Origin of the sequence: Chitinophaga costaii (assembly GCF_900094705.1) — a bacterium.
In the GTDB taxonomy this organism is placed as follows: domain Bacteria; phylum Bacteroidota; class Bacteroidia; order Chitinophagales; family Chitinophagaceae; genus Chitinophaga; species Chitinophaga costaii.
Genome location: NZ_FMAR01000017.1, coordinates 48,312 through 74,016 on the forward strand (window position 1 = coordinate 48,312; position 25,705 = coordinate 74,016).

The 25,705-nt window shown below is 48.1% G+C and carries 24 protein-coding genes; 14 read left to right on the forward strand and 10 right to left on the reverse strand.

What is annotated here, in order from left to right; genetic code table 11:
• Window positions 1–34 precede the first annotated feature (34 nt).
• The 3 genes from GA0116948_RS18440 (at window position 35) to GA0116948_RS18450 (ending at window position 3,086) form a co-directional block, all read left to right on the forward strand.
• A complete protein-coding gene (locus GA0116948_RS18440; protein ID WP_089714948.1) occupies window positions 35–1,135 on the forward strand; it encodes a M42 family metallopeptidase in 1,101 nt (366 codons plus the stop codon).
• A 189-nt stretch (window positions 1,136–1,324) separates the two neighbouring features.
• Complete coding sequence (gene bioB / locus GA0116948_RS18445; RefSeq protein ID WP_089715068.1) at window positions 1,325–2,323, forward strand: biotin synthase BioB; 999 nt, start codon at window positions 1,325–1,327, stop codon at window positions 2,321–2,323.
• Window positions 2,324–2,522: 199 nt separating this feature from the next.
• Window positions 2,523–3,086, forward strand: a complete 564-nt coding sequence (locus GA0116948_RS18450) for a hypothetical protein (RefSeq protein ID WP_089714950.1) — start codon at window positions 2,523–2,525, stop codon at window positions 3,084–3,086.
• A gap of 99 nt (window positions 3,087–3,185) precedes the next feature.
• Here the strand turns inward: GA0116948_RS18450 and aroQ are convergent, their stop codons facing one another.
• The 5 genes from aroQ to ytxJ form a co-directional block, all read right to left on the reverse strand.
• Window positions 3,186–3,602, reverse strand: coding sequence for a type II 3-dehydroquinate dehydratase (gene aroQ, locus GA0116948_RS18455; protein ID WP_089714952.1), 417 nt, complete (start codon window positions 3,600–3,602; stop codon window positions 3,186–3,188).
• 52 nt (window positions 3,603–3,654) lie between these two features.
• On the reverse strand, window positions 3,655–4,221 hold the full coding sequence (locus GA0116948_RS18460; protein ID WP_089714954.1) for a UbiX family flavin prenyltransferase: 567 nt from the start codon (window positions 4,219–4,221) through the stop codon (window positions 3,655–3,657).
• A gap of 523 nt (window positions 4,222–4,744) precedes the next feature.
• The gene (locus GA0116948_RS18465; RefSeq protein WP_089714955.1) at window positions 4,745–5,368 is read right to left on the reverse strand and encodes a hypothetical protein; all 624 of its coding nucleotides are present in this window, start codon (window positions 5,366–5,368) and stop codon (window positions 4,745–4,747) included.
• 123 nt (window positions 5,369–5,491) lie between these two features.
• A complete protein-coding gene (locus GA0116948_RS18470) occupies window positions 5,492–5,896 on the reverse strand; it encodes a hypothetical protein (protein ID WP_089714957.1) in 405 nt (134 codons plus the stop codon).
• Window positions 5,897–6,102: 206 nt separating this feature from the next.
• Entirely contained in the window at window positions 6,103–6,435 is a 333-nt protein-coding gene (ytxJ, locus tag GA0116948_RS18475) for a bacillithiol system redox-active protein YtxJ (RefSeq protein ID WP_089714959.1), read from the reverse strand.
• A gap of 440 nt (window positions 6,436–6,875) precedes the next feature.
• Between ytxJ and GA0116948_RS18480 the strand changes: the two genes are divergently transcribed.
• The 9 genes from GA0116948_RS18480 to GA0116948_RS18520 all read left to right on the forward strand — a co-directional run bounded on the left by GA0116948_RS18480 (window position 6,876) and on the right by GA0116948_RS18520 (window position 16,903).
• Window positions 6,876–8,252 (forward strand): UDP-N-acetylmuramate--L-alanine ligase, encoded by a 1,377-nt coding sequence (locus GA0116948_RS18480; protein WP_240619166.1) that lies wholly within the window; start codon window positions 6,876–6,878, stop codon window positions 8,250–8,252.
• 101 nt (window positions 8,253–8,353) lie between these two features.
• Entirely contained in the window at window positions 8,354–9,127 is a 774-nt protein-coding gene (locus GA0116948_RS18485) for a 3'-5' exonuclease (RefSeq protein WP_089714962.1), read from the forward strand.
• Between the two features lie 72 nt (window positions 9,128–9,199).
• Window positions 9,200–9,973 carry a polyprenol monophosphomannose synthase gene (locus tag GA0116948_RS18490; RefSeq protein ID WP_089714963.1) on the forward strand — a complete coding sequence of 258 codons (774 nt, stop codon included), beginning with the start codon at window positions 9,200–9,202 and terminating at the stop codon, window positions 9,971–9,973.
• A 178-nt stretch (window positions 9,974–10,151) separates the two neighbouring features.
• Window positions 10,152–11,045: a DMT family transporter gene (locus GA0116948_RS18495; RefSeq protein ID WP_089714965.1), complete on the forward strand. Its 894-nt coding sequence runs from the start codon at window positions 10,152–10,154 to the stop codon at window positions 11,043–11,045.
• 77 nt (window positions 11,046–11,122) lie between these two features.
• Window positions 11,123–13,972: an alpha/beta hydrolase family protein gene (locus GA0116948_RS18500; RefSeq protein WP_089714966.1), complete on the forward strand. Its 2,850-nt coding sequence runs from the start codon at window positions 11,123–11,125 to the stop codon at window positions 13,970–13,972.
• Window positions 13,973–14,382: 410 nt separating this feature from the next.
• Complete coding sequence (locus GA0116948_RS18505; RefSeq protein WP_089714968.1) at window positions 14,383–15,234, forward strand: helix-turn-helix domain-containing protein; 852 nt, start codon at window positions 14,383–14,385, stop codon at window positions 15,232–15,234.
• A gap of 73 nt (window positions 15,235–15,307) precedes the next feature.
• A complete protein-coding gene (locus GA0116948_RS18510; protein WP_089714970.1) occupies window positions 15,308–15,763 on the forward strand; it encodes a GNAT family N-acetyltransferase in 456 nt (151 codons plus the stop codon).
• Window positions 15,760–16,272: a cupin domain-containing protein gene (locus GA0116948_RS18515; protein WP_089714971.1), complete on the forward strand. Its 513-nt coding sequence runs from the start codon at window positions 15,760–15,762 to the stop codon at window positions 16,270–16,272. The genes GA0116948_RS18510 and GA0116948_RS18515 overlap by 4 nt, the downstream gene beginning before the upstream one ends.
• A gap of 13 nt (window positions 16,273–16,285) precedes the next feature.
• Window positions 16,286–16,903, forward strand: a complete 618-nt coding sequence (locus GA0116948_RS18520; RefSeq protein WP_089714973.1) for a DUF4230 domain-containing protein — start codon at window positions 16,286–16,288, stop codon at window positions 16,901–16,903.
• Window positions 16,904–17,236: 333 nt separating this feature from the next.
• Here GA0116948_RS18520 and GA0116948_RS18525 read toward each other — a convergent pair whose 3' ends face one another.
• Entirely contained in the window at window positions 17,237–17,956 is a 720-nt protein-coding gene (locus GA0116948_RS18525) for a hypothetical protein (protein WP_089715070.1), read from the reverse strand.
• Window positions 17,957–18,185: 229 nt separating this feature from the next.
• Here GA0116948_RS18525 and GA0116948_RS18530 point away from each other — a divergent pair, with 229 nt between their 5' ends.
• Window positions 18,186–18,515 (forward strand): RNA recognition motif domain-containing protein, encoded by a 330-nt coding sequence (locus GA0116948_RS18530; protein WP_089715072.1) that lies wholly within the window; start codon window positions 18,186–18,188, stop codon window positions 18,513–18,515.
• 153 nt (window positions 18,516–18,668) lie between these two features.
• Here GA0116948_RS18530 and GA0116948_RS18535 read toward each other — a convergent pair whose 3' ends face one another.
• From GA0116948_RS18535 to GA0116948_RS18550, 4 genes are all read right to left on the reverse strand, one after another.
• Window positions 18,669–20,021, reverse strand: a complete 1,353-nt coding sequence (locus GA0116948_RS18535) for a dihydrolipoamide acetyltransferase family protein (protein ID WP_089714975.1) — start codon at window positions 20,019–20,021, stop codon at window positions 18,669–18,671.
• Window positions 20,022–20,157: 136 nt separating this feature from the next.
• Window positions 20,158–21,414, reverse strand: coding sequence for a CinA family nicotinamide mononucleotide deamidase-related protein (locus GA0116948_RS18540; protein ID WP_165798382.1), 1,257 nt, complete (start codon window positions 21,412–21,414; stop codon window positions 20,158–20,160).
• A 49-nt stretch (window positions 21,415–21,463) separates the two neighbouring features.
• Window positions 21,464–21,889, reverse strand: a complete 426-nt coding sequence (locus tag GA0116948_RS18545; protein WP_089714977.1) for an acyl-CoA thioesterase — start codon at window positions 21,887–21,889, stop codon at window positions 21,464–21,466.
• Window positions 21,890–21,968: 79 nt separating this feature from the next.
• Window positions 21,969–22,385, reverse strand: a complete 417-nt coding sequence (locus GA0116948_RS18550) for a DoxX family protein (RefSeq protein WP_089714979.1) — start codon at window positions 22,383–22,385, stop codon at window positions 21,969–21,971.
• A gap of 248 nt (window positions 22,386–22,633) precedes the next feature.
• On the opposite strand from GA0116948_RS18550, the gene GA0116948_RS18555 reads away from it, so the two are divergent.
• Window positions 22,634–25,705, forward strand: coding sequence for a tetratricopeptide repeat protein (locus tag GA0116948_RS18555; protein ID WP_089714981.1), 3,072 nt, complete (start codon window positions 22,634–22,636; stop codon window positions 25,703–25,705).

The window sequence follows — 25,705 nt, forward strand, 5'->3', positions numbered from 1 at the left end:
TACGATCACTTGTAAGGCAAAATCTTTTAAGGCTATGAGCAAAAAGCAAAAATCAATACTCACAGATGCTTCGCTGAAGTTTTTGAAAAAATATCTTAACAATCCCTCTCCTACCGGCTTTGAGAAGGAAGGACAAAAGTTGTGGTTAGAATACCTGAAACCCTATATCGACACCCAGATCATTGACCCCTACGGCTCCGCCATTGGGGTGATCAATCCAGATGCTCCATTTAAAGTGGTGATAGAGGCGCATGCCGACGAAATATCCTGGTTTGTAAATTACATTTCTCCGGAAGGACTGATTTATGTGATCCGCAATGGTGGCTCCGATCAGCAGATAGCCCCCTCCAAACGGGTAAATATTCACACCAAAAAAGGCATTGTAAAAGGCGTATTTGGCTGGCCGGCCATACATACCCGCCAGCGTAGCGCCGATGGTAAAGAAGTGCAACCCAAGGTAGACAACCTTTTCATCGATTGCGGTGCCCGCAACAAGCAGGAAGTGGAAGACCTGGGCATCCACGTAGGCAATGTAATTACCTTCGATGATAATTTTGAGGAACTGAATTACGATTATTATATCTGTCGCGCCATGGACAACCGCATTGGCGGTTTCATGATTGCGGAAGTGGCCCGCTTGCTGAAAGAAAAAGGTAAAACCCTGCCCTTCGGTTTGTATATCGTAAACGCCGTACAGGAAGAAGTAGGCCTGCGCGGGGCAGAAATGGTGGCCAAACGCATAAAACCGAATATCGCTATCATCACCGACGTTACCCATGATAGCACCACCCCCATGATCAACAAAAATGTGGAAGGAGAGATCAAATGCGGCGCAGGACCCAGCATTACCTACGGACCCGCCGTACACAATATACTCCGCGACCTGATCATCGAGGTAGCTGAAAAAGAAGAAATTCCTTTCCAGCGACATGCCGTGAGCCGCAGTACAGGCACCGATACCGATGCTTTCGCCTATTCTAACGACGGCACGCCCTCGGCCCTCATCAGCCTCCCGCTGCGATACATGCACACCACCGTGGAAATGATCAAAAAGGACGATATTGAAAATACCATCCAGCTCATTTATCACACCTTACTGAATATCACGCCAAAGATCAACTTAAACTATTTGTAGGGATATTACTACGCAAAGCCGCTGTTACACAATGCCTGGAAATAAGGAATAAATTTTCTCATATAAATTTAATTGGCATTTGTAACCTGGGTTTTGCATCTTTACAGCCGGCAAAAGCGGTAAGCCGCTTATCCGCCTTTGTAGTTAGCACTGTTATTTTGGAAATTGTCTTTTAAAAACATTAAACATATGCAACAAGTGGAGATTCGCCACGACTGGACGTTGGATGAGATAAAAGATATCTACAACACGCCTTTACTGGAGCTTGTATACCGCGCCGCCACCGTACACCGTCAATACCAGGATATCGCCGAGGTACAGGTGTGTACACTCCTGTCTATCAAAACCGGTGGCTGTCCCGAAGACTGCGCCTATTGCCCACAGGCTGCCCGTTATAATACCGATATCAATACCCACGCCCTGATGCAGAAAGACCAGGTACTGGCCTATGCACAGAAAGCAAAAGCAGCCGGCAGCACCCGTTTCTGCATGGGAGCCGCCTGGCGCGAAGTGCGCGACAACCGCGACTTCGACCGCGTACTGGACATGGTAAAAGGGGTAAATGAACTGGGCATGGAAGTATGCTGCACACTGGGCATGCTTACCGCCGACCAGGCCACCAAACTGGCAGATGCCGGCCTGTATGCCTACAACCATAACCTAGACACTTCCAAAGAACATTATAGCGAAATCATTACCACCCGCACCTACGACGACCGGCTCCAGACCCTGGAAAACGTACGACAGGCGGGCGTTAGTGTATGCTGTGGCGGTATCATCGGCCTGGGCGAAACCCACGAAGACCGCATCAATATGCTGCACACCCTCAGCCACCTGCCCGCCCACCCCGATTCCGTGCCCATCAACGCACTGAGCCGCGTAAAAGGCACTCCGCTGGAAAATATGCCCAAAGTAGAGTTCTGGGACATGGTACGCATGATTGCCACCACCCGCATACTCATGCCCAAAGCCATGGTGCGCCTCAGCGCCGGCCGCTCTGAAATGAGTATGTCCGACCAGGCCCTTTGCTTCATGGCAGGTGCCAACTCCATCTTCACCGGCGAAAAATTGCTCACCACCAGCAACCCCTCCTTCGAAGAAGATCACATGATGTTCGAACTGCTGGGCCTGAAACCCCGCGAGGCTTTCAAAACCGAAGCCGAAGCGCTACAGGTGGAACTCCACTAATACCGCAAACCTCCACTCCTCATAAAGCCCGGGCAATAAAGTCCCGGGCTTCTTCGTTTAGCCTGTATCCTGTTAGTTCAGCAGGAAACCTACCTATTCCAACATTAGCAAAATCCCCTTGTACTGCATGTTTTGCATGCCGCCCCGGGGACTTTTATTTTTAAGTAAACCATATTTCCTGACGAAGATCCACTACAGTATGATTAAAAAATGGCTTCGCCTGCTAAGGCATAAAACTTCACCACCCGAAAAATCGTTTCCCCACCTCGTAAAGCAACACCTGCTGCAACAGCACCTGCAACACAACGACATTCGTACCCTGCTGGAAATAAATACCTTTCCTGGCGCAGACACTGCCGGCCACCTGCCGGGCGACCGCTTCATTGCGGCAGAAATCAGTGAAAACCTGTATGCAGCATCCCACAAAAAACCCTTTAGCCGCGCTACCGTGGAGCAGTGCTGGGGTGCCAGCCGCAAAGTATTACAGCAGCTCAGCCAGCACCTACAGCAGCCCGTGATATGCTGGCTGGATGGGCATTACAGCAGCCTGCATGAAAAGATTTGCCCCATTTTTGACCAATTGGAAATATTTTTCACCGCCGCCGGCCGCCATATTTTCCTGATCAACAATGCCGCCCGGTTTAACGGGCAAGACGGCTGGCCCGCCCTGGAATCCCTGGTGGCCTTTTTGAAAAACAAGGATTATCGCTACCGCATCTGCATACAAGATAATGTGATCGTAGCCACCGTGGCCATCCCTTAAATAGCGAAGACCTTTTCTGGTGTCCGGAAAAGGTCTTTCAAATATAACCTGCAAGGAAAAAACACTTCATCCTATCCCCTGCTTAGCATGCCTTAAAGGCTACTTATAAAAATATTGTACCCCCAGCGCATAGCCCTTCATGCCCAACCCGCAGATACTACCCACACATTTGGGCGCAATCAGCGACGTATGGCGGAAATCTTCGCGGGCATACACATTGCTGATATGCAATTCGATGACCGGCGTTTTAATGGCGGCAATCGCATCGCGGATCGCTACGGATGTATGGGTATAACCACCGGCATTCAGCAAAATACCATCGTACGTAAAGCCCACTGCATGCAGATGATTAATCAATTCTCCCTCCACATTACTCTGGAAATAGGAGAATGTTACGTCCGGGAATTGCTGCCGCAGCGTTTCAAAATATTCTTCAAAAGAAGCATTGCCGTATATGCCCGGCTCCCGCTTGCCCAGCAAGTTCAGGTTTGGCCCATTAATAATGGCGATCCGCATAATAATAAATTGATGAAAGCAACGGGTAAAATACAAATGATTTACAACAAACTCACACCCCACCGCCCCAGCGGTAGGTAGGCTGTTCAATGCCTGCCAGGTCCAGCACCCGGTCTACCACGGTACCGGCTACTTCTTCTATATCTTTTGGCTTGCTGTAAAACGAAGGGGTGGCAGGGCATATAATGCCGCCAGCTTCCACTACAGCCGCCATATTGCGGATATGAATCAAATTATAGGGCGCTTCGCGCAATACGCAAATAAGTTTGCGCCGCTCTTTCAGCACCACGTCGGCAGCGCGGGTCACCAGGTCGTTAGAAACCCCGCCGGCAATGCGGCCCAGCGTACCCATAGAACAGGGACAGATGATCATGGTATTGTATTGTCCCGAACCGGAGGCAAAGGGTGCCATAAAATCTTGTTGACCAAATACAGGAAAGGGAAGGTTTTCATAACTGGTATCGTCCAATTCCGTTTGCCAAACGGTACGGGCGTTTTGGCTCATCACAACCGCCACTTTCTCCACCTGGTCTGGCACAGCGGCCAGTTTGCGCAAAAGCTGGCGGGCATAAATGGCGCCGCTGGCGCCGGTAATGGCCACTACAATTCGATGTTTCATGCGGCAAAGGTAGAGACTTCGGCTAAAACAGCAATGCCTTCGCGGTGGGCGAAGGCATTGAACAGTAAGATTATGGCCGGAAATAAATATCTACTTCTGTTGGATCAACCACTACCGTATGTTGGCCAATGTCGGTAACAACATTGACAGGAAGCCATGACAGGAGGAATGGTGGTGGCGGTGGTGGGGCATTACCTCTGGTCCGTGGAGGCATTACGATTGGCCCTGTCTGAAACGGAATAACACCGACTTCCACCATCTTGAACACTCTATCCGGAGGATAATCCGTTGACACTTGCATAGAATACGCCTCCATTGTTTCAAAAACGTATTGAAGTAATGGCACATTATAAACAAATATTCCATTACCAGGGAATCTTCCTACGAATGAACCACCATTAGCATTTGTTCCCCGGTACGTAAAACCAGCGTTTGCATTGTAAAGTCCCGCAATGGTCCCCGGTTGCTGCGATATAGAAGATTAAAGGTACATGCCGGGAGTTACGGTATTAGCCTCCCCATATTAGGCATCGCAGCCTTGGCAGCTTGCATACCAACTCGCAATTGTCCAGTAGTTACCTCCGAAGCGGCCATTAGATCCAAACTGCAATACAGGCTGAAAGATATGTGACGTAGCGGTAATGCCGTCCTGTAATCCTTCGAAAAGATACAATAACTGATTGTGATAAGTGGTAGGATTATTAGGCACTATAAAATTTGTACCAAAAAATCTAACCGGAACAGTAGTAGCATTTTGTGCGTAAGTGATCCAGCCAGAACCCAATCCAGGAGAAGTTACTGCGCGTTGAACATTTTCAGCAGATCCTGTTTTCTTTGAAAAGGCTGCGCTGATCGATGCATCTACTTTAACCGGAGTTTGTACGCCAAAATCCTTCGATAGCTTCCTAGTTTTGGCATCCACCATTTGCAACCTGTTATCACTGTAGGAAAGTGAATAACCTTGGTCGATTTTATGGACTTTTGATTTTGGCAATACGCCAAAGGGAGTAACCATCAAACTATCTGATAAGTTCGCAACTGATAAAAGGTCGGAAAAATTAGAACGAGCTGCATCTTTTTTACTACATCCAGTAAAGGAAATTAAAAAGCAGGCGAACAGGGCTGCAAGGGTCACAACATTTTTCATAATGAGGTTTTAAACAAAACAATAAAATACCTAATAAAGATACAACGTGGAAATAACTAAACAAAAAATAATGCTCACCATTTAATATAAATAATGGTGAGCAATCCTAAATTAATTTGTATTCTAGTTAGTTCGTACCACTACGATCTTCACCGGGATATCAAAATTGGGGGGGTCAAATGTACCACCAGCCAAAGCCGTCACATCCACGGTAACAGTTCCTGCGGAATGATATACTGCAAATACATAATTGCCATAAGTCAACGGTATTTGATCATAAGTTTGATGATTATTGTCCAGTGAAAGATACGCCAATACTGCGCCATTCTGGAGAACGTCATCATCTATTTCAGGTACAGTAAACGAGGCTGTATATTCCGTTTTATCGGAGGAGGCATCCCAGGTTCCAGCTTGAATACTTGAAAGTACCGTAGTTGCATTATTTACAACCTGTGTTACTTCCGTTTTCTTACAGGCGGAGAAGGTTAGGGCAGACAATAATGCCACAGCAGTCAGAACTCTTTTCATGAGGGTTTATTATTTATAAGTGATGAAAGTACAGTTGTGTTAAGTTCCTTTACAAAACGTGATCCAATTTTCGGGGAGAGAAGCAGTTTTTACACCGCATTGTTAACCTTCGGTATAAGTGGTTTCCTGTTGATTGGAATGGCGCCATGCCTATATAACGCAGGCCGTACCAAAATTGATACGGACTGCGAAATTATTTTTGTGCTTTAGATAGTTAAATTTTCTTCCATATTTGCCAGGGAGATGGCAGTGTGGCTTTCGTGGTAAACGCATTTCCCATCCCGGATCAGTAATAGCTGGGGCGACTCATGCGTTATCCGGTAATCCTCGGCAATACGATTTGATAAGTTGCGGTATTGGATCAGGTCCAGGTAATAAAAAACCACATTGGCCGGTAAAGTCTCGCGCGCTAACCGCGATTTTACCATCCCACTGATAGAACAGCGGGTACTATGCTTAAAAATAGCCACCGGTTGGTGAGTAGATAATTCATTGATCTCAGCTAGTTGCTCTTCTGAAGTAAGCGGTATCCATTCCATTAACACTTATTACTTTTTTCAGCAGGCAATTTACTGATTTTCATCGGGCATCCCAACTTTCCCTGGGAAGCACAGGAAGAGAGACCAGCAGTAAGCAAACCCAGCAACATAACACAACTGAGCAGTTTTACGTAAGACTTCATGATGGAGCTTTTAATTGTTTTTTATAAATGGTTTTATAGGTCCAATTGCGGATAAGAACGCGTAGTTTACCGCTTTGATTGTTCAGGTAAATGATCAATAAGCTGGTGGCTCCATACAAAGATACAAAAACAAAGGCCCCGAAAACCGGGCGTATAGCGCAGCAGCAGCCCGCTACCAGGCCCTTCCAGTTTTCAGCCTTGTTAATTCGTCAATTGTAACGTTACTTTGCAAATATAAAGTTTATATTAAAAAAAACAACCCTATGTCGCGTATGCAGGAGATAATAATTTTGCAGCGTGCATCCAGGTTCCAGTAATATGACCAAAGTCCATTTTATCGCCATTGGGGGCAGCGTCATGCACCAGTTGGCCATCGCCCTGCATAAAAAAGGCTACCAGGTTACCGGCAGCGACGACGAAATTTTTGAGCCCGCCGCTTCCAATCTGGCACAGGAAGGCATTTTACCACCCGCCATTGGCTGGTTTCCCGACCGCATTACGCCGCAACTAGATGCCATTATACTGGGCATGCATGCCAGGGCCGATAACCCGGAACTGTTGCAGGCACAGGCTTTGGGGCTAAAAATCTATTCCTTCCCGGAATATATTTACCAGGAAAGTAAAAACAAGCTCCGCATTGCCATTGGCGGTAGCCATGGTAAAACCACCACCACCGCCATGATCATGCATGTGCTGCACCAGGTGGGCAAGGCTTTCGATTACCTGGTGGGTGCGCGACTGGAGGGTTTTGCCCAATCCGTAAATATTACAGATGCCCCCCTGATCGTGTGCGAGGCCGACGAATACCCGGCCTCCACCCTCGAAAAAAGGCCTAAGTTTCACTTCCTGCACCCACAGTTGGCCGTGCTCACCGGTATTGCCTGGGATCATATTAACGTATTTCCCACCTTCGATATTTATAAAGAACAATTTGCCATCTTCATCCGCACCATGGAAGCCGGCGGCACTTTAATTTACAATAACGCAGACGAAACCCTGCGCCAACTGGTGGAAGTGGAAGGCCTGCACCTGAAACTGGTGCCTTACAACACGCCCATTCATATGATCCGTGATGGCGTAACCCGCATCTTTTTTGAAGAAGGGTATGCCGACCTGCAAGTGTTTGGAGAACATAACTTGCTAAACATGCACGCCGCCAAACTGGTGTGCAATGAACTGGGTATAAATGATGAAACCTTCCTGGGCGCTATTGCCAGCTTTACCGGGGCAGCCAAACGACTGGAGGTGGTGGAAAAAACCGCACAATCCGTAATATACCGCGACTTCGCACACGCTCCCTCCAAGGTGAAAGCTACCATACAGGCTACCCAACACCAGTTCCCCGACCGCAAACTCATTGCCGTGCTGGAGCTGCATACTTATTCCAGTTTAAATAAAGATTTTTTGGGTGAATATGCTGGCGCCATGGATAAAGCCGATGTGCCGGTGGTATATTTTAGTAAACATGCCCTGGAATTAAAACGCCTGCCCGACCTGGACCCAGCGCTCATTAAAGCCGGCTTCCACAACGAACGCCTCGTGGTGATCAGCGACAAAGCCGCCTTACAAACCTTCCTCGATGCACAATCTTACAAAAACGCCAACCTGCTACTGATGAGTTCCGGCACCTATGATGGACTGGACATCGCAGCTCTGAAAAATAAATTGCATTAAAATGGCCCGTGGCCATTATGCTGCGCACCACCGCCGTTTTGAAAGCAATACACAAAACGCCGGTGGTTTACCGTCTTAGCCACGGCATAAAATAAACTAGCATGCCCACCCTAACATTACAACGCCCACTGGCGGTCATAGACCTGGAAACCACCGGCACCAATGTGGCCACCGATCGCATTATAGAGATCGCGATCATTAAAGTAATGCCCGATAAAACCATCCAGACAAAGGTAAAGCGCGTGCATCCCGGCATACCTATTCCTGCCGCTACCACGGCCATTCACGGCATCTGCGACGACGATGTGAAGGATATGCCCACCTTTAAACAACTGGCCAATGAACTGCGTCAATTCCTGGAAAACTGCGATATAGCCGGCTACAATTCTAACCGCTTCGACATTCCCGTATTGGTAGAGGAATTTCTGCGCTGCGACCTGGAACTGGACCTCACAGACCGCAAGTTCGTAGACGTGCAAAAGATTTTCCACCTTATGGAAAAGCGCACACTCGGCGCCGCTTACAAATTTTACTGCGACAAAGAACTGGAAAACGCCCATAGTGCCGAAGCAGATGCCCTGGCCACCTATTACATCCTGGAAGCCCAGCTGGACCGTTACGAAAATCTGCAAAAAGATGTGCACAGCCTGGCAGAATTTACTAAAGAAGACGGATATATTGATTTTGCCCGCCGCATGGTGCTGCAAGGCGACGTAGAAATGTTTAATTTTGGTAAATATAAGGGCCGCCCGGTGCGGGAAGTACTCAAAGCAGAACCCCAGTATTACGACTGGATGATGAAAGCAGATTTCCCATTGAACACCAAACAAAAACTAACAGAAATTTACCGGAGTATGGTGTTAAAAAAAATTTAATGTTTGCGACGCCACACTTTGTAACATCTATATTTTAGCTATTTTCGCCATCTACAAAATTCATTTCGTTATTTGGAAAAGCTGGTAATTATACCGACCTACAATGAAAAGGATAATATCCAACGGATCATTGAGGCTGTCATGGGTTTGCAGGAGAATTTCCACGTACTCATTGTAGACGACGGGTCGCCCGATGGCACCGGCGCTATCGTGCAATCTTTGCAGCACACTTATCCGGGACAGCTCTTCCTGGAAGAAAGAAGCGGCAAACAAGGATTGGGTACAGCTTACATTCACGGATTTAAATGGGCATTAGCCAAAGGTTATGAATATATCTTTGAGATGGATGCCGATTTTTCCCACAATCCAAACGACCTTCCCCGGCTGTTTAAAGCCTGTGCGGAAGATGGGGCGGATGTTTCGGTAGGTTCCCGCTACGTAAAAGGTGGCAACACCCAGAACTGGCCCTGGGACCGGGCAGTGCTGTCTTACGGCGCATCTGTTTACGTAGGCCTGGTTACCTGGATACCCGTGCGGGACGCCACGGCAGGTTTTGTTTGTTATCACCGCCGGGTACTGGAAGCCATTAACCTGGATGCCATTCAGTTCGTAGGCTACGCTTTTCAGATAGAAATGAAATTTACTGCCTGGAAGCTGGGCTTTACTATCAAGGAAGTACCCATTACTTTCGTAGATCGCAAGGAAGGGTATTCCAAAATGAGCAAAGGAATTGTGAAGGAGGGTATTTTGGGCGTACTGAAAATTCAGTTCCAAAGTTTGTTCAAAAAATATCACCGCCGGGTGGCGGCTCAACCGCTGCAACCAGGCAGACCTGTATCGAAGTAATCGTTTTTCATTATAATTTTGGAGAAACATCCCCGCAGCGTTTTGCAGGCGGGGATTTTTTTTTACCCGCAGGCGCTGGCTGGTCTTGCTCCCCAGGCAGCTAACCATTGCCAGTGCGGCCCCAGCGCAATCTGCCCCATTGAAAATCCTTTCCACATCGTACCTTCGCCAGCGAAATATGAGAAAAGCTTTACTGCAACTTCACCTCTCCGTTTTTTTGGCCGGCTTTACAGGCATTTTGGGCAAACTCATTGCTCTTAATGAAGGCTTGTTGGTAGGGTACCGATTAGCTATTACGGCGGTATCGTTGTGGTTATTATTTTATTTCCAGGGCGCACTGCGTAAACTTACCTGGCGGGAAATAGCCTCCATTGGCGGCACCGGTGTGATAGTGGCCCTGCACTGGCTATTCTTTTATGGCAGCATTAAGTACGCCAACGTATCGATTGCCGTAGTGTGCTTTTCGCTCACCAGCATGTTTACAGCCATTTTAGAACCCATCATTTTACGCAGGCGGCCAGACGTGGTAGAACTGTTACTGAGTGCACTTACCCTGGTTGGTATTCTGCTCATCTTTCATTTTGATGTACAATACCGCACCGGCATTATCCTGGGTATTATTTCCGCCGCCTTTTGTGCATTGTTCACCATTTTCAATAAAATCCAGCTCCGTACCTACGATTCCAAAACCATCATCCTGTACGAACTCACGGTAGGGGCAGCCGTGTTTACGCTGGCCATGCCCTTATACCTGCATGTATTTCCCGTGGCCTCTGTACTGCCGGCAAAAATAGATTGGGTATACCTGTTCATCCTTTCCTGGGCATGCACTATTTGCATGTATTTGCTATCCATGAACGCCCTTACCAAAATTTCCGCCTTCACCGTAAACCTCACCTTTAACCTGGAGCCAGTGTACAGCATCATCATGGCTTTTATACTCTTTCACGAAAATAAGGTACTCCATTATTCTTTTTATGTGGGCCTGGGCTGCATTATCCTCTCCGTGATATTGCAAATGCTGCGGGTATCGGGAGAAAGCCGGCGGAGTAGATTAAAACCAGCCAATTAACCGCTCATCCCCTTTTTATCTTGTGAAAAAGCAAAACCTGCGTATTTTGGCATCGTACCGATAATAGAATTAAATCCTTGAAACAATTACTGCTTGCGATAGTCATAGGGCTACCGTTTTTCTCCAATGCCCAGCCGCCTTCCAAAAAGCCGCTGGACCACTCCGTGTACGACGCCTGGCAAAGCATTGGCGCCAAAGCCATTTCCAACAACGGGCAGTGGGTGGTGTATACCATCAACCCACAGGAGGGCGACGCCACCCTGGTGATATATGACCGCAAAACCGGCCAGCAGCGCTACATTCCACGGGCCTCCAATGCCCTGATCACATGGGATGCGCGTTATGTAGCCTTTACGATTAAACCAGCTTTCAAAGACACCCGCCAGGCCCGTATTAAAAAAACCAAGGCCGCCGATATGCCCAAAGACAGCCTGGGCATCATTACCCTGGGTGATACCGGTATGGTGTGTATACCCAACGTAAAATCGTTCAAGGCCCCCTCCAAAGGCAGTGGCTTCTTGGCCATCCTCACCGACTATAAGGCCAAAACCGATACCAGCAAAAAACTGGATAGCCTGTTGCGCAACAAACATAAAAAGATTATGCAGGACATGGTCCTGGATGCCTACGATGATAAGGCAGCGGAAGCTGGCAGCGAAAATGGCACGCTGTTAATCCGCAACCTGCGCACCAGCCAACAAGACACCCTGATGAATGTGCAGGATTATGCTTTCAGCAAACCTGGCAACGCCCTGCTGATCGTTAAAAAAGGGGAGAAAAAAGATTCGCTCTATAGCCAGGTGCTGCTGTGGAATACTGCCGCCCGCCATGCCGATACCCTGAGCCGTAACATCACCGCAGCCAAACAATTGGCCTTCGATGAAAAAGGGGAACAGATAGCCTACCTGGCCGATCGCGACAGCCTAAAAGCCCTACAGCATTTTTTCAGCCTATACTATTTTAAGAAGGGCGAAGATAGCGCCTCCGTGATCGTTAATAAGAATACCGCAGATATGCCGGCCCACTGGAACGTGAGTGAAAACGGCAACGTAACTTTCAGCAAGAACGGACAGCGTATTTACTTTGGCACTGCTCCTATTGTACCGCCGAAAGACACCACCATTGTGGATTTCGAGGTAGCCAAGGTAGACATCTGGAACTACCGGGACGACTACCTGCAACCTACACAATTAAAAAATTTATCACAGGAATTGAAGCGTAATTACGCTGCCGTGTACCATCTTTCTAATCAAAGCTTTGCCCAACTCGGCGACAAAACCTTAGAAACCATCCTGCTCACCGATGAAGGCAATGGTGAGTATGCCCTGGGTTATACGGATGCGGGCCAACGTATTGCTGCACAGTGGACCGGCCGCACGTTGAAAACGGCTTATCTCGAAAACATACACAATGGCCAGCGCAAACTAATCCGCAAAGACCTGGATGGCCAGTTCTCCTATTCACCTGGCGGCCATTACGTGATTTGGTATAGCCTACAAGAAAAAAACTGGTTCAGCTATAACACTGCCACAGGAGAAATCATCAACATGACGGTTAACATTCCAACAAAAGTATACGACGAAACAGACGATCATCCCGATGCACCCAATGATTACGGTTTTGCAGGATGGAGCGAAGAAGACCGTTACTGGTACGTGTACGACCGTTACGATATCTGGAAAGTAGACCCTTCCGGCAAGCAAGCCCCCACCATGCTAACCGATGGTGCAGGCCGTGCGCAGCAACGGCGCTACCGCAACCTGCGGCTGGATGAGGAAGAACGTTTTTTTGAGCCCAAACAAACCCTTATCCTGGAAACCTTCGACGAAACCACGAAGGAAAATGGCTACGCCACCGTAAGCCTGCATGCCCCGAAAGCCCCGGAAACACTAGTGCTTTCGCCCAACACGTATGCCGGACTGGCCAAAGCAAAAGATGCAGCTGTATACGTATACCTGAAAGCCAGTTACGTGGCCTCGCCAGATATTTATGTAGGTAAAGAGATCGCCACTGCCACGAAGATCAGCGCTATTAATCCACAGCAGGCCCAATACAACTGGGGTACCGCAGAATTATACAAGTGGACTACCTTTAGTGGAAAACCAGCCGAAGGCATCCTTTACAAACCGGAAAATTTTGATAGTACCAAACATTACCCGGTTATAATTTACTTCTACGAAAAGCTAAGCGACAATCTTTATGCTTACCAGCCACCAGCTCCCACCCCCAGCCGGCTAAATATATCGTTTTTCGTAAGCCGGGGATACCTGGTCTTTGCGCCAGACATTACCTACCAAACCGGCCATCCAGGCCAGAGTGCATACGATTACGTGGTAAGCGGCGCGCGCTCGCTGGCGCAGCACAGTTGGACAGACAGTACCAACATGGCCATCCAGGGCCAGAGTTGGGGCGGCTACCAGGTAGCTTACTTGGTAACGGCCACTTCCCTATTTAAATGCGCATGGGCCGGTGCGCCGGTGGCCAACATGACCAGTGCATACGGGGGCATACGCTGGGAAAGTGGCGTAAACCGCCAGTTTCAATATGAACATGGGCAAACCCGCATAGGTGCTTCTTTATGGGAAAACCCGGCATTGTACCTAGAAAACTCTCCCCTGTTTCACTTGCCGTCCGTTACCACGCCCCTCATGATCATGTCTAACGATGCGGATGGTGCTGTACCCTGGTATCAGGGCATAGAACTCTTTACCGGCCTGCGCAGGCTGGGCAAGCCTGTGTGGCTGCTAAACTACAATGGAGAAGCCCACAACCTGGTGCAACGGCAGAACCGCAAAGATATCCAGCGAAGGGAGCAGCAGTTTTTCGATCATTTCTTGAAAGGCGCACCAGCTCCGCAATGGTTGGAGAAAGGCGTACCGGCTACAGAGAAAGGCAGCAACTGGGGATTTGATGAAAAGGAACAATAACATAATTCCACCCACCAACTTAATCAATAAAGCAGGCCAACAAGAAACATACTGGCCTGCTTTTTTATTGTAACAGGTATATTTTCAAATCCAAAAAAAATCATTACGATTTACATTTCATTAACACATTTTAATTTTTAAATATATGTTTTATTTAACAAACTACTACTTTTCTTAATGATTCGCTATTACGCCCCTCCTAACCCTCTATTTGCCAGCCCAATAGCCTTTTTATAAAATCTTAAAAAAACCAAGAACTGCCACCATACAGCATTCCCCAATTTGTTGACTTACACAACATCCTCCTTATCAATTGCTTAATTACAGATAAAAAATTTACATCACATCTCAACATTTCACTATATTTACATAGAACAAACGGTATAATTCACATCCTTAAACCAATCCCTATGAATTTTCATATTTACCGTCCCATTGCCAGTTTAAATCCCTTTGTAAAGCATTATTATTACTGGCAGGAGAATGTTTCAGGCCCTGTGCAGGTTCCTCATCACCTGTTTGCCCTGGGGGATCAATACCTCCTCTTTATCCAGGAAGGCAGTCTTTCCTGCACACCCGCCGGCCACGCTACTTTTCAGTTACCGCCGGCCACGATTTTAGGCCATTTTTCCGGCGCCCATCAACTGCATGCGAATGGACCGGTAAAGATGGTAGCAGTGCAGCTCAATGCTTACGGCAGCCGCAAGCTGCTTGGATTGAACATGGGCACCCTCACTAATTATTACCGCGATCTTACCAAACTTGATAATCCGCTGTGGAGCGAACTGCAGACCCAGTTGGAAAACCTGCCCATGCCCAAGCAACTTTGCGCATGCATGAACGCAGCCCTCACCACCGCCATGGAGCAGCAGCACGCCCTGAAGGAAGTAGACCAGATGGCCGATTATATAATGAAACAAAACGGCAACGTAACAATGTGCAAATTGGCCGAATTGTTTCAGCAAAGCCGTCACACCCTGGAACGCAAATTCATGGAAGTAATTGGCCTGCCCCCCATGCTGTTTGCCCGCATGCTACGCTTTAAACAAACCATCAAAGCGCTGCAACAAATGGATCATTTGCAATGGCAAACTGCCCTGGAACAAAATGGCTATCCCGATGCCGCCGCCTTTGTACGCGACTTCCTTTCCTTTAACGGGCAACCGGTGAATTACTTTACCTACGAAACCGAAAGTACCGCCCCGGTGAAGAATATCGTAAACATGCTCCTGGAACAGCAGCAGGAAGTGGCAGTAGCCTAATAACGTATATTTTCTTTTGCCCAATATAAAAGTCCGGATAGCTTGCGTCCGGACTTTTTTTTACCTTTCAACTATGGAAACACGGCAAGCGGATTTTACGATTTCTACAGACAAGCAGCGGCTCGATGTGCCCGCCATCCATGCATTCCTTTCACAAACCTATTGGGCCAGGCATTTGCCCCTGTACATCCTGGAAAAAGCCATTGAAAACTCCCTTTGCTATGGCGTATATCACCAGGAAGCACAAATAGGTTTTGCACGCGTAATTACAGATCAGTCTACCTTTGCCTACCTTGCCGATGTTTATATACTCGAACAATACCGGGGGCGGGGGCTAGCCCGCTGGCTGGTAAAAACTATCCTGGAACATCCCTCGTTACAGACCCTGCGGGGCTTTTGGCTGTCTACCCGCGACGCGCATTCACTTTACGCTCCCTTTGGATTTGAAGTACATCCCCAGCCTGGCCGCGTAATGAAAAAAACACTAGTCACCGATTACCGGACTTTTCCCCCAAATCCTGATGCATGACACCTGCACATACCGCCGCATATTGGCTGCAACACCTGAAACTATCGCCCCACGTAGAAGGCGGCGCATTCCGCGAAACTTACCGCAGCGCCTTACAGCTGCCACAGTCCGCCCTGCCAAACGCCTTCCAGGGCCAGCGCGCGGCTGCTACCGGCATCTACTTTTTATTGGAAGCGGGGCAGTACTCAGCCTTTCACCGCATTGCTGCAGATGAAATGTGGCATTTTTATGATGGCTATCCCTTAAGCATATACGAAATAACCCCAGCGGGCACTTTGCTGCATCACCGTTTGGGCCGCGACCTGGAGGCCGGAGAACATTTGCAGCTCGTTATTCCTGCCGGCAACTGGTTTGCCTCGCGTACAGCAACTTCCGGCGGCTTTGCCCTGGTAGGTTGTACAGTGGCGCCGGGTTTTGACTTTGCCGACTTTGAACTGGCCAGCAGGGCCACCCTGCAAGCAGCCTATCCTCAACACGCTACCCTGATCGCTGAACTTACTTACGCCTGATAAACGGATAATTATGAAATGGTTTTTTTATACCCTTTGCCTGCTAGTGCTGATCGTTGCGGTGTTCTGGATGGGTAAACAATTTGGCAGCAAACATGTTACGGAAGAAATAGTATCCAATAGCCAGATCGTGCGCGAGATCGCAGCACTGGCCAGCCTGGAAGTGCAGGGCAATGCCACCATCAAAACCAGCAACATTGCCGACCACAACGACTGGAGCGATAATTTGAAAAAGGCCTTTTTAGAAAATACCGTTTTCATTACCATACCCTACCTGGCCAAATACGGGGTGAATATAGACAGCGCTCACTTCCGGATTACCCTGCAACAAAAAACCATTGTCGTGTCGCTGCCTGCCCCCTCCCTGCTTAGTTACGAGCTAAAGGTAGACAAAATGGAAACCGCCAACAGAAAAGGTTTCCTGCTGTTTCAGGATGACGAAACTTATACCGCTGTGCAAAAGAAATTATACATAACCTCCCGCGAGCAACTGGCGAACAACAGCGTGTATCTCCAACAATCGAAAGACAAAATCCGCAAGATCCTTACCCGGTATTATCAACCTTTTTTAAAAGATCATACCCTGGACATACAATTTGAAGACGACGTGGGGAAAACAGGCTTGCCATAAGGACAGCACTCTTCCTTCAAAAAGGATAAAACGGACGCACCATAAACTAGGTGATTATTGTATTTTTCGATTAACTTTTTTAACCCGCTAAACTTACATTACCGATGGAAAAATTGCTTCCGCTGGCGCGGGTATCTGCCTGACCGTGTAGGTTTGTTTTGCATTTTCGGCTTACTTATTTTTCCCGTTTTTCATCAACCAATAAACATTTACGGTATACCTTCCGGGTGTTGACACGAATTTTTTACCTGCAATTGCTGGACAATATTGGTTATTTCAATTAAAGCAATATGCAGCTATAAAAAAAAGCGAACGGCTTGTCACTCGTTTTTTTTATGCAACATTTTGGGAAAGGTATTTTACCAGCGTTCGTTTGGCCACAGGCAGCAATGTTTCATTTACCGGGAACACGAGGTCCGTTTCAATACGGTATACTGCAGGATTGGGCAGTTGCCGGAACTGTCGGATAAGCATTAATTTAATTTGCTCGCTGGTGTTGCTCACATTTTTGGCGTAGGCATCCAAAAAGTGGGTGTGGATGCCACGGTATTTTTCATCATGCCGTTCAAAAATGCTTAGCCGGTAAGTGTACACCAGTGTTTCGCGGTAGCGTCCATCGCAAAGCAGCAAATAACCTTCGCGGGTATCCAGGGGCAGCAGGCCTACCGGAGAAATACTGAGTTGCTCTTCCACGAAATCATAAATCTGTGTGCCATCCCGGATGGTATCGTCCAGCGAATGCAATGCAAAGCGCAGAATGTTTTCCAATTCTTCCATCAGCTCATCATCTTCGCTGATCTGTTCATACAATAATTGCAGCTTTTCCAGGTTAACAGCCGTGAGTTGTTTAGGAAACTGCTGCTGGAGCAAGGTTTTGTTTTCTTTAAATGCCCGCAGGTTGTTGAAGTGAAAGATAACGTCTGCAAGCTGTGGGTAAAGCATGTTCTGGTGAAAAAATCGGTTTATTTCCTGGAGGTAGGCCAACAGCGTATATTTTTTCTGTTCAAAATCGATGTATCCTTCCGCAAACCAGGTTTCGCTTAATGATCCCATAGGTAAATAATTTAATGCGTATACAAGCATAAATTACGAAAAAAATACGAGTCACACACTGGGCATTTTTTTAGGGGGATGTTGTTGGAATAATAGGCTGAATAAGGCTAAAACCGGGCATTTCGGAGGCTTCGGGTGTAAAAGTTAAATATTTTCGGGGCCGGGTAAATAATTGATGGATTTTCCCTATCTTCAAGTTATATTATTTCATTTTATTAATTTCACCATCATGAACATTTACGTAGCCAACCTGCACTATAGGTTGAACGATGAGGACCTGCATCAAATTTTTAGTGAATTTGGCGAAGTAACCTCGGCTAAAGTTATTAAAGATCACGAGACAGGTCGTTCCCGCGGCTTCGGTTTTGTGGAAATGCCTAATCAGGAAGAAGGCGCGAAAGCGATGGAGAGTTTGAATGGCAACACTATCGAGGGTAAACAATTAATGGTAAACGAAGCAAGACCTAAACAACCAAATAATAATTTCAGAGGCGGCGGCGGTGGAAACCGTGGCGGTGGCGGTGGATACGGTGGCGGCGGTGGTCGCGGTCGTTACTAAGCATGATCCCATATTTTATTCGGTCGTTTCAACGAATTATAAAAGGCGCTCCCGGCAAGGAGTGCCTTTTTTTGTACCCGGTTATACCACCACCAGTAAAAAGGCCTCCCAGCTATTATACAGCGGGAGGCCTTTTTATGCAAAAAATATGTCCTAAAATTCTCTTTGCGGATCAAAATTTTCCAGCTCATGCGCTACGGCGCTCAGGAAGCTAGCACCCAGTGCACCATCAATGATACGGTGGTCGTAGGATAGCGACAAGTACATCATTTGCCGGATAGCAATGGAATCTCCCTGCGCCGTTTCTACCACCACCGGGCGTTTCTTAATAGCACCTACCGCTAGGATGGCTACCTGTGGCTGGTTAATGATGGGCGTGCCGGTTAAACTACCAAAAGTACCCACATTGGTAAGCGTGAAGGTGCCGTTCTGGGTATCTTCCGGTTTTAATTTGTTGGTACGGGCGGCATTGGCCAGGTAATTTACCTGCTTACTCAGGCCTACCAGGTTTAGCATGTCGGCGTTTTTGATCACCGGCACAATCAAGTTGCCAGATGGCAGCGCGGCGGCCATGCCTATGTTAATGTCTTTTTTCAGGAGAATTTTATCCCCGTCCAGCGAAGAATTGATCAGGGGGAATTTCTTAATACACTTCACTACTGCTTCGATAAACAGTGGCGTAAAAGTAAGCTTGTCCCCTTCCCTTTTTTCAAACTTAGTTTTCACCGCATCGCGCCAGCGTACCAGGTGGGTTACGTCGGCTTCGGCAAAACTAGTTACGTGCGGACTGGTATGTACGCTGCGTACCATGTGATCGGCAATAATTTTACGCATGCGGTCCATTTCCTGAATCTCCACATGGCCAGTAGCAAATGATACCGGCAAGGGGGCAGTTTTGGGCGAGCTGCCATTACTATTGCTCTCCATCGTAACAGGAGCGGCAGGCTGCGGTGCGGGAGAAAGTGGTGTGGGGGCAGGTGTTGCAGGATAGGTTATGCCGCCCTGTTGTTTATGGGCAACATATTCCAACAGGTCTTTTTTAGTAACCCTTCCTTCATTGCCAGAGCCAGGAATATTTTCCAGTTCATTAAAACTAATTCCCTCCTGTTGCGCAATGGTGAGTACCAGCGGAGAGTAAAAACGTACGCCACCGGCGGGTTTTTCCAGGGGCGTGGTTTCCGGCTTGGCTACAAGTGCAGCTACTGGTGTGGCAGAAGCTTCAGGGGCAATTGTAACCGGCAGCACTGGCGCGGTGGCTGCTGCGTCGGCAGTACGCAGGCGGGCGATGATGGCACCTACAGGCACCACATCGTTCTCTTTAAAAAGTATCTCGGTCATTTCGCCGGTAGCAATAGAAGGAACTTCAGTGTCTACTTTATCGGTTGCGATCTCCAATACCGTTTCATCGGCATTTACCGCGTCTCCCACCTTCTTGTGCCATCGCAAGATGGTTGCTTCCATGATACTTTCACCCAGCTTGGGCATTACCAATTCAACTATGGCCATAAGATTATTTTAACTGATACGGCGACAAAAATAAGGGAATTTGCTGCATAACCGCCAAATCCGGTTAGGGCATACATCCTGCGCTTATCTGGGTCGTTTCTTTGTTTTGGTATAGATTTAAGAATATTAAGAATAGTTACTGGCCGCTGGTTACTATAAATTTCCGCAGCTCATTGATGGCATACGCTGCCGTTAGTTCAATATTGTGCTTGCGATCGTAGCGCAGCTGGTATCTGATAGCAGTTTGTTGCTGTGCATCACCCACTGCTACCCACACCGTACCCACTGGTTTATCTGGCGTTCCACCGTCGGGGCCCATGATACCGGATACTGCGATCACGTAATCTGTTTGCAGTTGTTCCAACGCCCCTTTAGCCATGGCCAATACGGTGGCTTCACTCACCGCACCCTGGGTGTTTAATGCGGTGGGGGGAACATGCAGCAGGCGTTGCTTCATGTCATTGGCATATGTTACCAGGCTTCCCTTGTAATAGGAAGAGCTGCCGGGAACGAGGGTGAGTAAATGTGCAATATATCCACCAGTACAACTTTCCGCTGTTCCTACGGTTTTGCCGCGGGCGGTCAGCAACCTTCCCAGCACTTCGCCCATGGAGATATCTTCATCGGCTACCGTGATGTCGGTGAGCAAAGATTTGAGTAAGGTAAATTGCTGGGCGAGAGTTACTGCCGTGGTAAGTTTGTCTTTGCCCAGGGCCGTGAGGCGTAGTTTCAGCAAGCCAAAACCAGGCAGGTAGGCCAGTTTAATAGCGGGTGGCAATGCTTTTTCAAAATCTGCGATGCGCTCTGCCACAAACGATTCTCCCATGCCGGAAGTCAGCAACGTGTGATGCAGCACGGATGGAGCGTCGAAAATTTCGGGCAGGCGGGGCAGGATGTAATCGAGCATCATGCCTTCCATTTCGTATGGTACACCGGGCATAGCAATATAAATTCTACCATTTTGTTCGAACCACATGCCGGGCGCGGTTCCCCTTTTGTTCGGGATAACAGTGCATACATCCGGCACCAGTGCCTGGTCCAGATTGCGTTGCAGGGTGGGCAGGCCCCGGCCTTCGAAGATGCGCAACACATTTTGGAGGGCGTCATCATCCTGCACCAGCGTTCCGCCAAAATAATCGCACAGTACCGGTTTAGTGATATCGTCGGCGGTAGGCCCTAGTCCACCGGTAATCAATACCAGGCTGGCGGCGGCACCTTCTTCGTCCAGGGCATGCAGGATGGCCTCGCGGGTATCCCCCACGGCCACCCGGCGGTGTACCCAAATGCCAATGGCGTTGAGCTGCTGCGCAATCCAGGCAGAATTGGTATCGATCGTTTGTCCGATCAGCAGCTCATCGCCGATCGTTATGATGCTGGCTAATATTTTTTCCATGTGGATGAATATTGACTTCTCCCCTGCAAGCACAGTGGCGGAGCGGGATTTAATGATGGCCTTCTTCTGCAAAAAATGGGAGCAGCTTTTGCCGCATAGACGCGGGCATAGAAGCGCGTTTTTTGGTAAGGGCATCAACGAATGCCAGTGTGGTAGTGCCTACATTCAACAGTTCTTCCTTTTCATTATACAGTTCTGAGTGGAATATAATTTTATGAGATTCGGGCATGGTTTTAAGAATAGTCCGGATCGTAATCAGGTCGTCGTAGTAGGCAGGGCGAATGTATTTTACATTCATCTCTGCCACTGGCATCATCACCCCCAACGCTTCTACCTCGCGGTAAGTAAGCCCCAGGCTGCGAATGGCGTCTGTACGGCCTACTTCGTAATACAGCGCATAATTGCCGTAATACAAATATCCCATCTGGTCTGTTTCCCCATATCGCACGCGGATCTGGGTAATGCTTGTGAACATATGCTTAGTATTGTGCGATTGAATTAAATTGATTGTACATTATTAAGTGCCCAAAGTCACTTAATAATGTACAATACCCTTACTTTCTGCGGATCAGTCCATCAACGGAAAAACGGCCCCCTCCGGCAAACAGGATGCCCAGGAATGCGGCCAGGAACAAGATGCCCATTTCATGACCTGGCGCGGTAAGCGCTTCATGGCGGTTTACCACATAGGTTATCACGGCCATCAAGAATACCACTGGTACGGCAGACAGGCGGGTGAATAGCCCAATTACCACCAGTGCACTGCAGAAAAATTCCGCAAAAACCGTTAATGCCAGTGACACCGTGGGGCTTACGTGCAGGGGATCATAAAACTTGGGAGCCATGTCTGAAAAGTTAGCCAGTTTCTGCCAGCCATGCACGCACAGCATAATGCCAAAAACCACGCGGATGATCAACAGGCCGGTGTTTACCGAGTTGGGTGCCAGCTTGGAGGAGAAAAACTTACTCATAGGAATTGAATTGTTTTGATTTGCAAGATAATAGAAAAGTGGCAAGTTAGAGGCAGTCCCGTCAACGAAGCCTACTGCCCTTTTTTTCAGCGCGGCACTGTTTTGGCAAGGAGAGGGATGTTCATTACTTATTATACAATTCATTATTACGACTATATTTGTAGGATAGGCGAATTTAGCCCGGGAAGGAAATATTTCTTCCCGCGATTCGTTTTAAACGCATATTCAAGGTTTTAACCAGGTTACGCATGCACTTGTTCAAGAATTTTTTTTCTACCAGTTTGTACTTATGCACCTTGGCCCTGGGTGGTGCCGCACTGGCCCCTACCGTTGCAAAGGCTCAACAGTCACGCATTTACACAGATCCAGACCATACTTTTAAGACCGCGCAGGAACTTTTCCAGCAGGAAAAATACGGCGTGGCCATGCAGTTGTTCAACGAAGTAATCCACGAGATCGGGTATTTTCAGGAAACCGGCAGAAGCCTGGTGAACGCCGATGCACACTACTACTATACCGTATGTGCATTGAAGTTACAGAATAACAATGCCGAAAAACTGGCCCTCGATTACCTCGCTACTTTTAATAATAACGCCCGGGAGCAACTAGTTAGCTACAACCTGGCGCGGTATTATTTTCACCGCAACGAGCTGAAAGCGGCCATTCCCTTTTATGAAAAGGCAGGCATTGACAACCTCTCTAACAACGAGATTGCGGATGCAAAGTTTGAACTGGCCTACTGCTACTTCTATACCCAGGACTTCAAAAAAGCCTTGCCCCTTTTTGTTCAGATCAAGGAAATAAAAGGCAAATATTACATTCCGGCCAATTACTACTATGGCTTCATCGCCTACGGCAACCGCCAGTATGACGACGCTTTACAAAGTTTTTCCCGCGTGGTAGACGATCCTAAGTACCATAAGGTGGTACCCTACTACATCGCCGAAATTTATTATTACCAGGGTAACCGCGATAAGGTGATCTCCTACGTAACACCCCTTGTGGAAAAGGGCGACAATTATTACGATGCCGAGCTGAAAGCCTTGCTGGGACGGTCTTATTTCGAGAAAGGCGATTACCACAAATCCCTGCCTTACCTGCAACAATACCAGGATAATGCCGATACCGTATCCAAAGAAGACGTGTACCAGCTGTCCTACGCCTACTATCAAACCGGCAACTTGCAAAAAGCCATTACCGGTTTTAAACAACTGAGCGACGAAAAAGACTCCCTGGGTCAGAATTCTATGTACCTGCTTGGCGACTGCTACCTGCGTACCGGGCAGAAAGCCAATGCCCGCAATGCATTTGCCTTCTGTGCCCGCAACAGTTCTAACCCGCAACAGCAGGAAATTTCCCGCTTCAATTATGGCAAACTATCTTACGAACTGGGATATTCTGATGCAGCGCTCAGCGAGTTGAATAACTTCGTAAAAGCTTACCCAAATTCAACCAATAACAAAGAAGCACGGGAAATTCTAGCCAATCTTTTTCTTCATACCAACAACTTCAAGGAAGCCCTGTCTACCATTGAAGGCATTCAAGACAAATCGCCTAACGTACTCAAAGCTTACCAAACAGTGGCCTATGGCCGCGCTACAGAGCTGATTAACGACGGGCAGCTGGACGATGCCGACCATCTGCTGGACATAGCCATTAATAATAACTACGATCCAAAGACGAAACAACTGGCCCAATTCTGGAAAGGCGAAATAGCCCTGCGCCAGCAGCAGCAGGATGCAGCCATTACCCATTTACAGGCTTACCTGGCTGGCACCCCGCCCATTTCCGGGGAGGCCAATGTACAAACTGCCAGTTACGACATGGGGTATGGTTTATTGAAAAAAGAGAATTACAGCGGGGCCTTGCCTTACTTCGAAGCTGCACAACGCGCCAGTGGTCCCAATGCGGGCCGCATTGGCAATGACGCCGTGCTGCGCACCGCAGATTGTTACTACATGCTGCGCGATTTCCCGAAAGCCACCGCCCTTTACGATAAAGTGATCAGCAGCAACCAGCCTGGCGCCGATTATGCCCTCTATCAGAAAAGCGTGATCTTGGGCTTGCAGGGCAAACAAAATGACAAACTGAACCTGCTGAAACAACTGGGCAGCAAATATCCCACCTCGGATTACGGCAACGATGTAGATATGGAAATTGCCAATACCTATCTCTCGCAGGAAAAGTATACAGAAGCCATTCCTTACCTCGAAAACGTGGTGACCAAACAACCCAACGGGCCTAATACGCCCAAAGCCTTGCTGAAACTAGGCCTCTCCTATTTCAACAAAGACAATGATGCCAAGGCCCTCAGCTACTACCAGCAGGTGGTGACCAAGTTTCCCGATGCACCGGAGGCCAATGAAGCCCTGCAAAGCATCCGCAGCATTTATGTAAGCCAGGGCAAGGCCGATGATTACATGGCCTTCCTGAAAAGCACCGGCAAAACGGTGAGTACCGGCACGGCAGACTCCATCACCTACGCCACGGCGGAAAACCGTTTCAGCTCCGGTGATTATCCCGGTGCCATCGCCGCTTTCAATACCTACATCCAGCAGTTCCCCAATGGCCAGTTTATTGTGCCGGCAAACTTTTATAAGGCAGAAGGCGCCTATAACAGTAAAGACTATACGACAGCGCTGCCCGCCTATGAATTTGTGCTGAGCAAAAATGCGCCGCAATACGCCGAGCGTGCCGCACTGCAGGCCGGCAATATACAGTTCTACCAGAATAAGGATTACAGCAAAGCCCGCAGCTACTACCTGCAATTGCAAGACCTGAGTACCAGCAAAGAAAATACCCTTACTGCTACCCGGGGCCTGCTGCGTAGCAATTATCAACTGCAACATTGGGATGAGGTAGGCAATTATGCCGAAATATTACTCGCCACTGCCGGCATTACGCCAGACGACCAGGTAACGGGCCACTTTTATTTGGGCAAGGCCCGGCAGCAGGCCAACCAATACGACGATGCCATCGCATCTTATAAGACTGTAGCGGGACTAACGAAAAATGAAATTGGCGCAGAGGCCCGTTATAACATGGGCGTATGCCTGCTGGCCCAGCAAAAACTGGACGATGCAGAAAAGGCCGGTTTTGATGTGATCAAGAATACCCCCTCCTACGACCGGTGGGTGGCCAAAGCTTATATTTTATTAGGCGATGTATATACCGCTGAAAAGGACTATTTCAATGCCAAAGCTACTTACCAGAGTATGGCCGACAACTGCCCCATTCCTGAACTGAAACAGGAAGCCCGGGAAAAATTGAACAAAGTAGAAGCCACGGAAAAGGCCGAATCAAAAATTAAAAAACCTTAG

Coding starts and splice junctions, on each gene's coding strand:
- GA0116948_RS18440 (WP_089714948.1), top strand. CDS start 35: ATGAGCAAAAAGCAAAAATCAATACTCACAGATGCTTCGCTGAAGTTT.
- bioB (WP_089715068.1), top strand. CDS start 1,325: ATGCAACAAGTGGAGATTCGCCACGACTGGACGTTGGATGAGATAAAA.
- GA0116948_RS18450 (WP_089714950.1), top strand. CDS start 2,523: ATGATTAAAAAATGGCTTCGCCTGCTAAGGCATAAAACTTCACCACCC.
- aroQ (WP_089714952.1), bottom strand. CDS start 3,602: ATGCGGATCGCCATTATTAATGGGCCAAACCTGAACTTGCTGGGCAAG.
- GA0116948_RS18460 (WP_089714954.1), bottom strand. CDS start 4,221: ATGAAACATCGAATTGTAGTGGCCATTACCGGCGCCAGCGGCGCCATT.
- GA0116948_RS18465 (WP_089714955.1), bottom strand. CDS start 5,368: ATGAAAAATGTTGTGACCCTTGCAGCCCTGTTCGCCTGCTTTTTAATT.
- GA0116948_RS18470 (WP_089714957.1), bottom strand. CDS start 5,896: ATGAAAAGAGTTCTGACTGCTGTGGCATTATTGTCTGCCCTAACCTTC.
- ytxJ (WP_089714959.1), bottom strand. CDS start 6,435: ATGGAATGGATACCGCTTACTTCAGAAGAGCAACTAGCTGAGATCAAT.
- GA0116948_RS18485 (WP_089714962.1), top strand. CDS start 8,354: ATGCCCACCCTAACATTACAACGCCCACTGGCGGTCATAGACCTGGAA.
- GA0116948_RS18495 (WP_089714965.1), top strand. CDS start 10,152: ATGAGAAAAGCTTTACTGCAACTTCACCTCTCCGTTTTTTTGGCCGGC.
- GA0116948_RS18505 (WP_089714968.1), top strand. CDS start 14,383: ATGAATTTTCATATTTACCGTCCCATTGCCAGTTTAAATCCCTTTGTA.
- GA0116948_RS18510 (WP_089714970.1), top strand. CDS start 15,308: ATGGAAACACGGCAAGCGGATTTTACGATTTCTACAGACAAGCAGCGG.
- GA0116948_RS18515 (WP_089714971.1), top strand. CDS start 15,760: ATGACACCTGCACATACCGCCGCATATTGGCTGCAACACCTGAAACTA.
- GA0116948_RS18520 (WP_089714973.1), top strand. CDS start 16,286: ATGAAATGGTTTTTTTATACCCTTTGCCTGCTAGTGCTGATCGTTGCG.
- GA0116948_RS18525 (WP_089715070.1), bottom strand. CDS start 17,956: ATGGGATCATTAAGCGAAACCTGGTTTGCGGAAGGATACATCGATTTT.
- GA0116948_RS18530 (WP_089715072.1), top strand. CDS start 18,186: ATGAACATTTACGTAGCCAACCTGCACTATAGGTTGAACGATGAGGAC.
- GA0116948_RS18535 (WP_089714975.1), bottom strand. CDS start 20,021: ATGGCCATAGTTGAATTGGTAATGCCCAAGCTGGGTGAAAGTATCATG.
- GA0116948_RS18540 (WP_165798382.1), bottom strand. CDS start 21,414: ATGGAAAAAATATTAGCCAGCATCATAACGATCGGCGATGAGCTGCTG.
- GA0116948_RS18545 (WP_089714977.1), bottom strand. CDS start 21,889: ATGTTCACAAGCATTACCCAGATCCGCGTGCGATATGGGGAAACAGAC.
- GA0116948_RS18550 (WP_089714979.1), bottom strand. CDS start 22,385: ATGAGTAAGTTTTTCTCCTCCAAGCTGGCACCCAACTCGGTAAACACC.
- GA0116948_RS18555 (WP_089714981.1), top strand. CDS start 22,634: ATGCACTTGTTCAAGAATTTTTTTTCTACCAGTTTGTACTTATGCACC.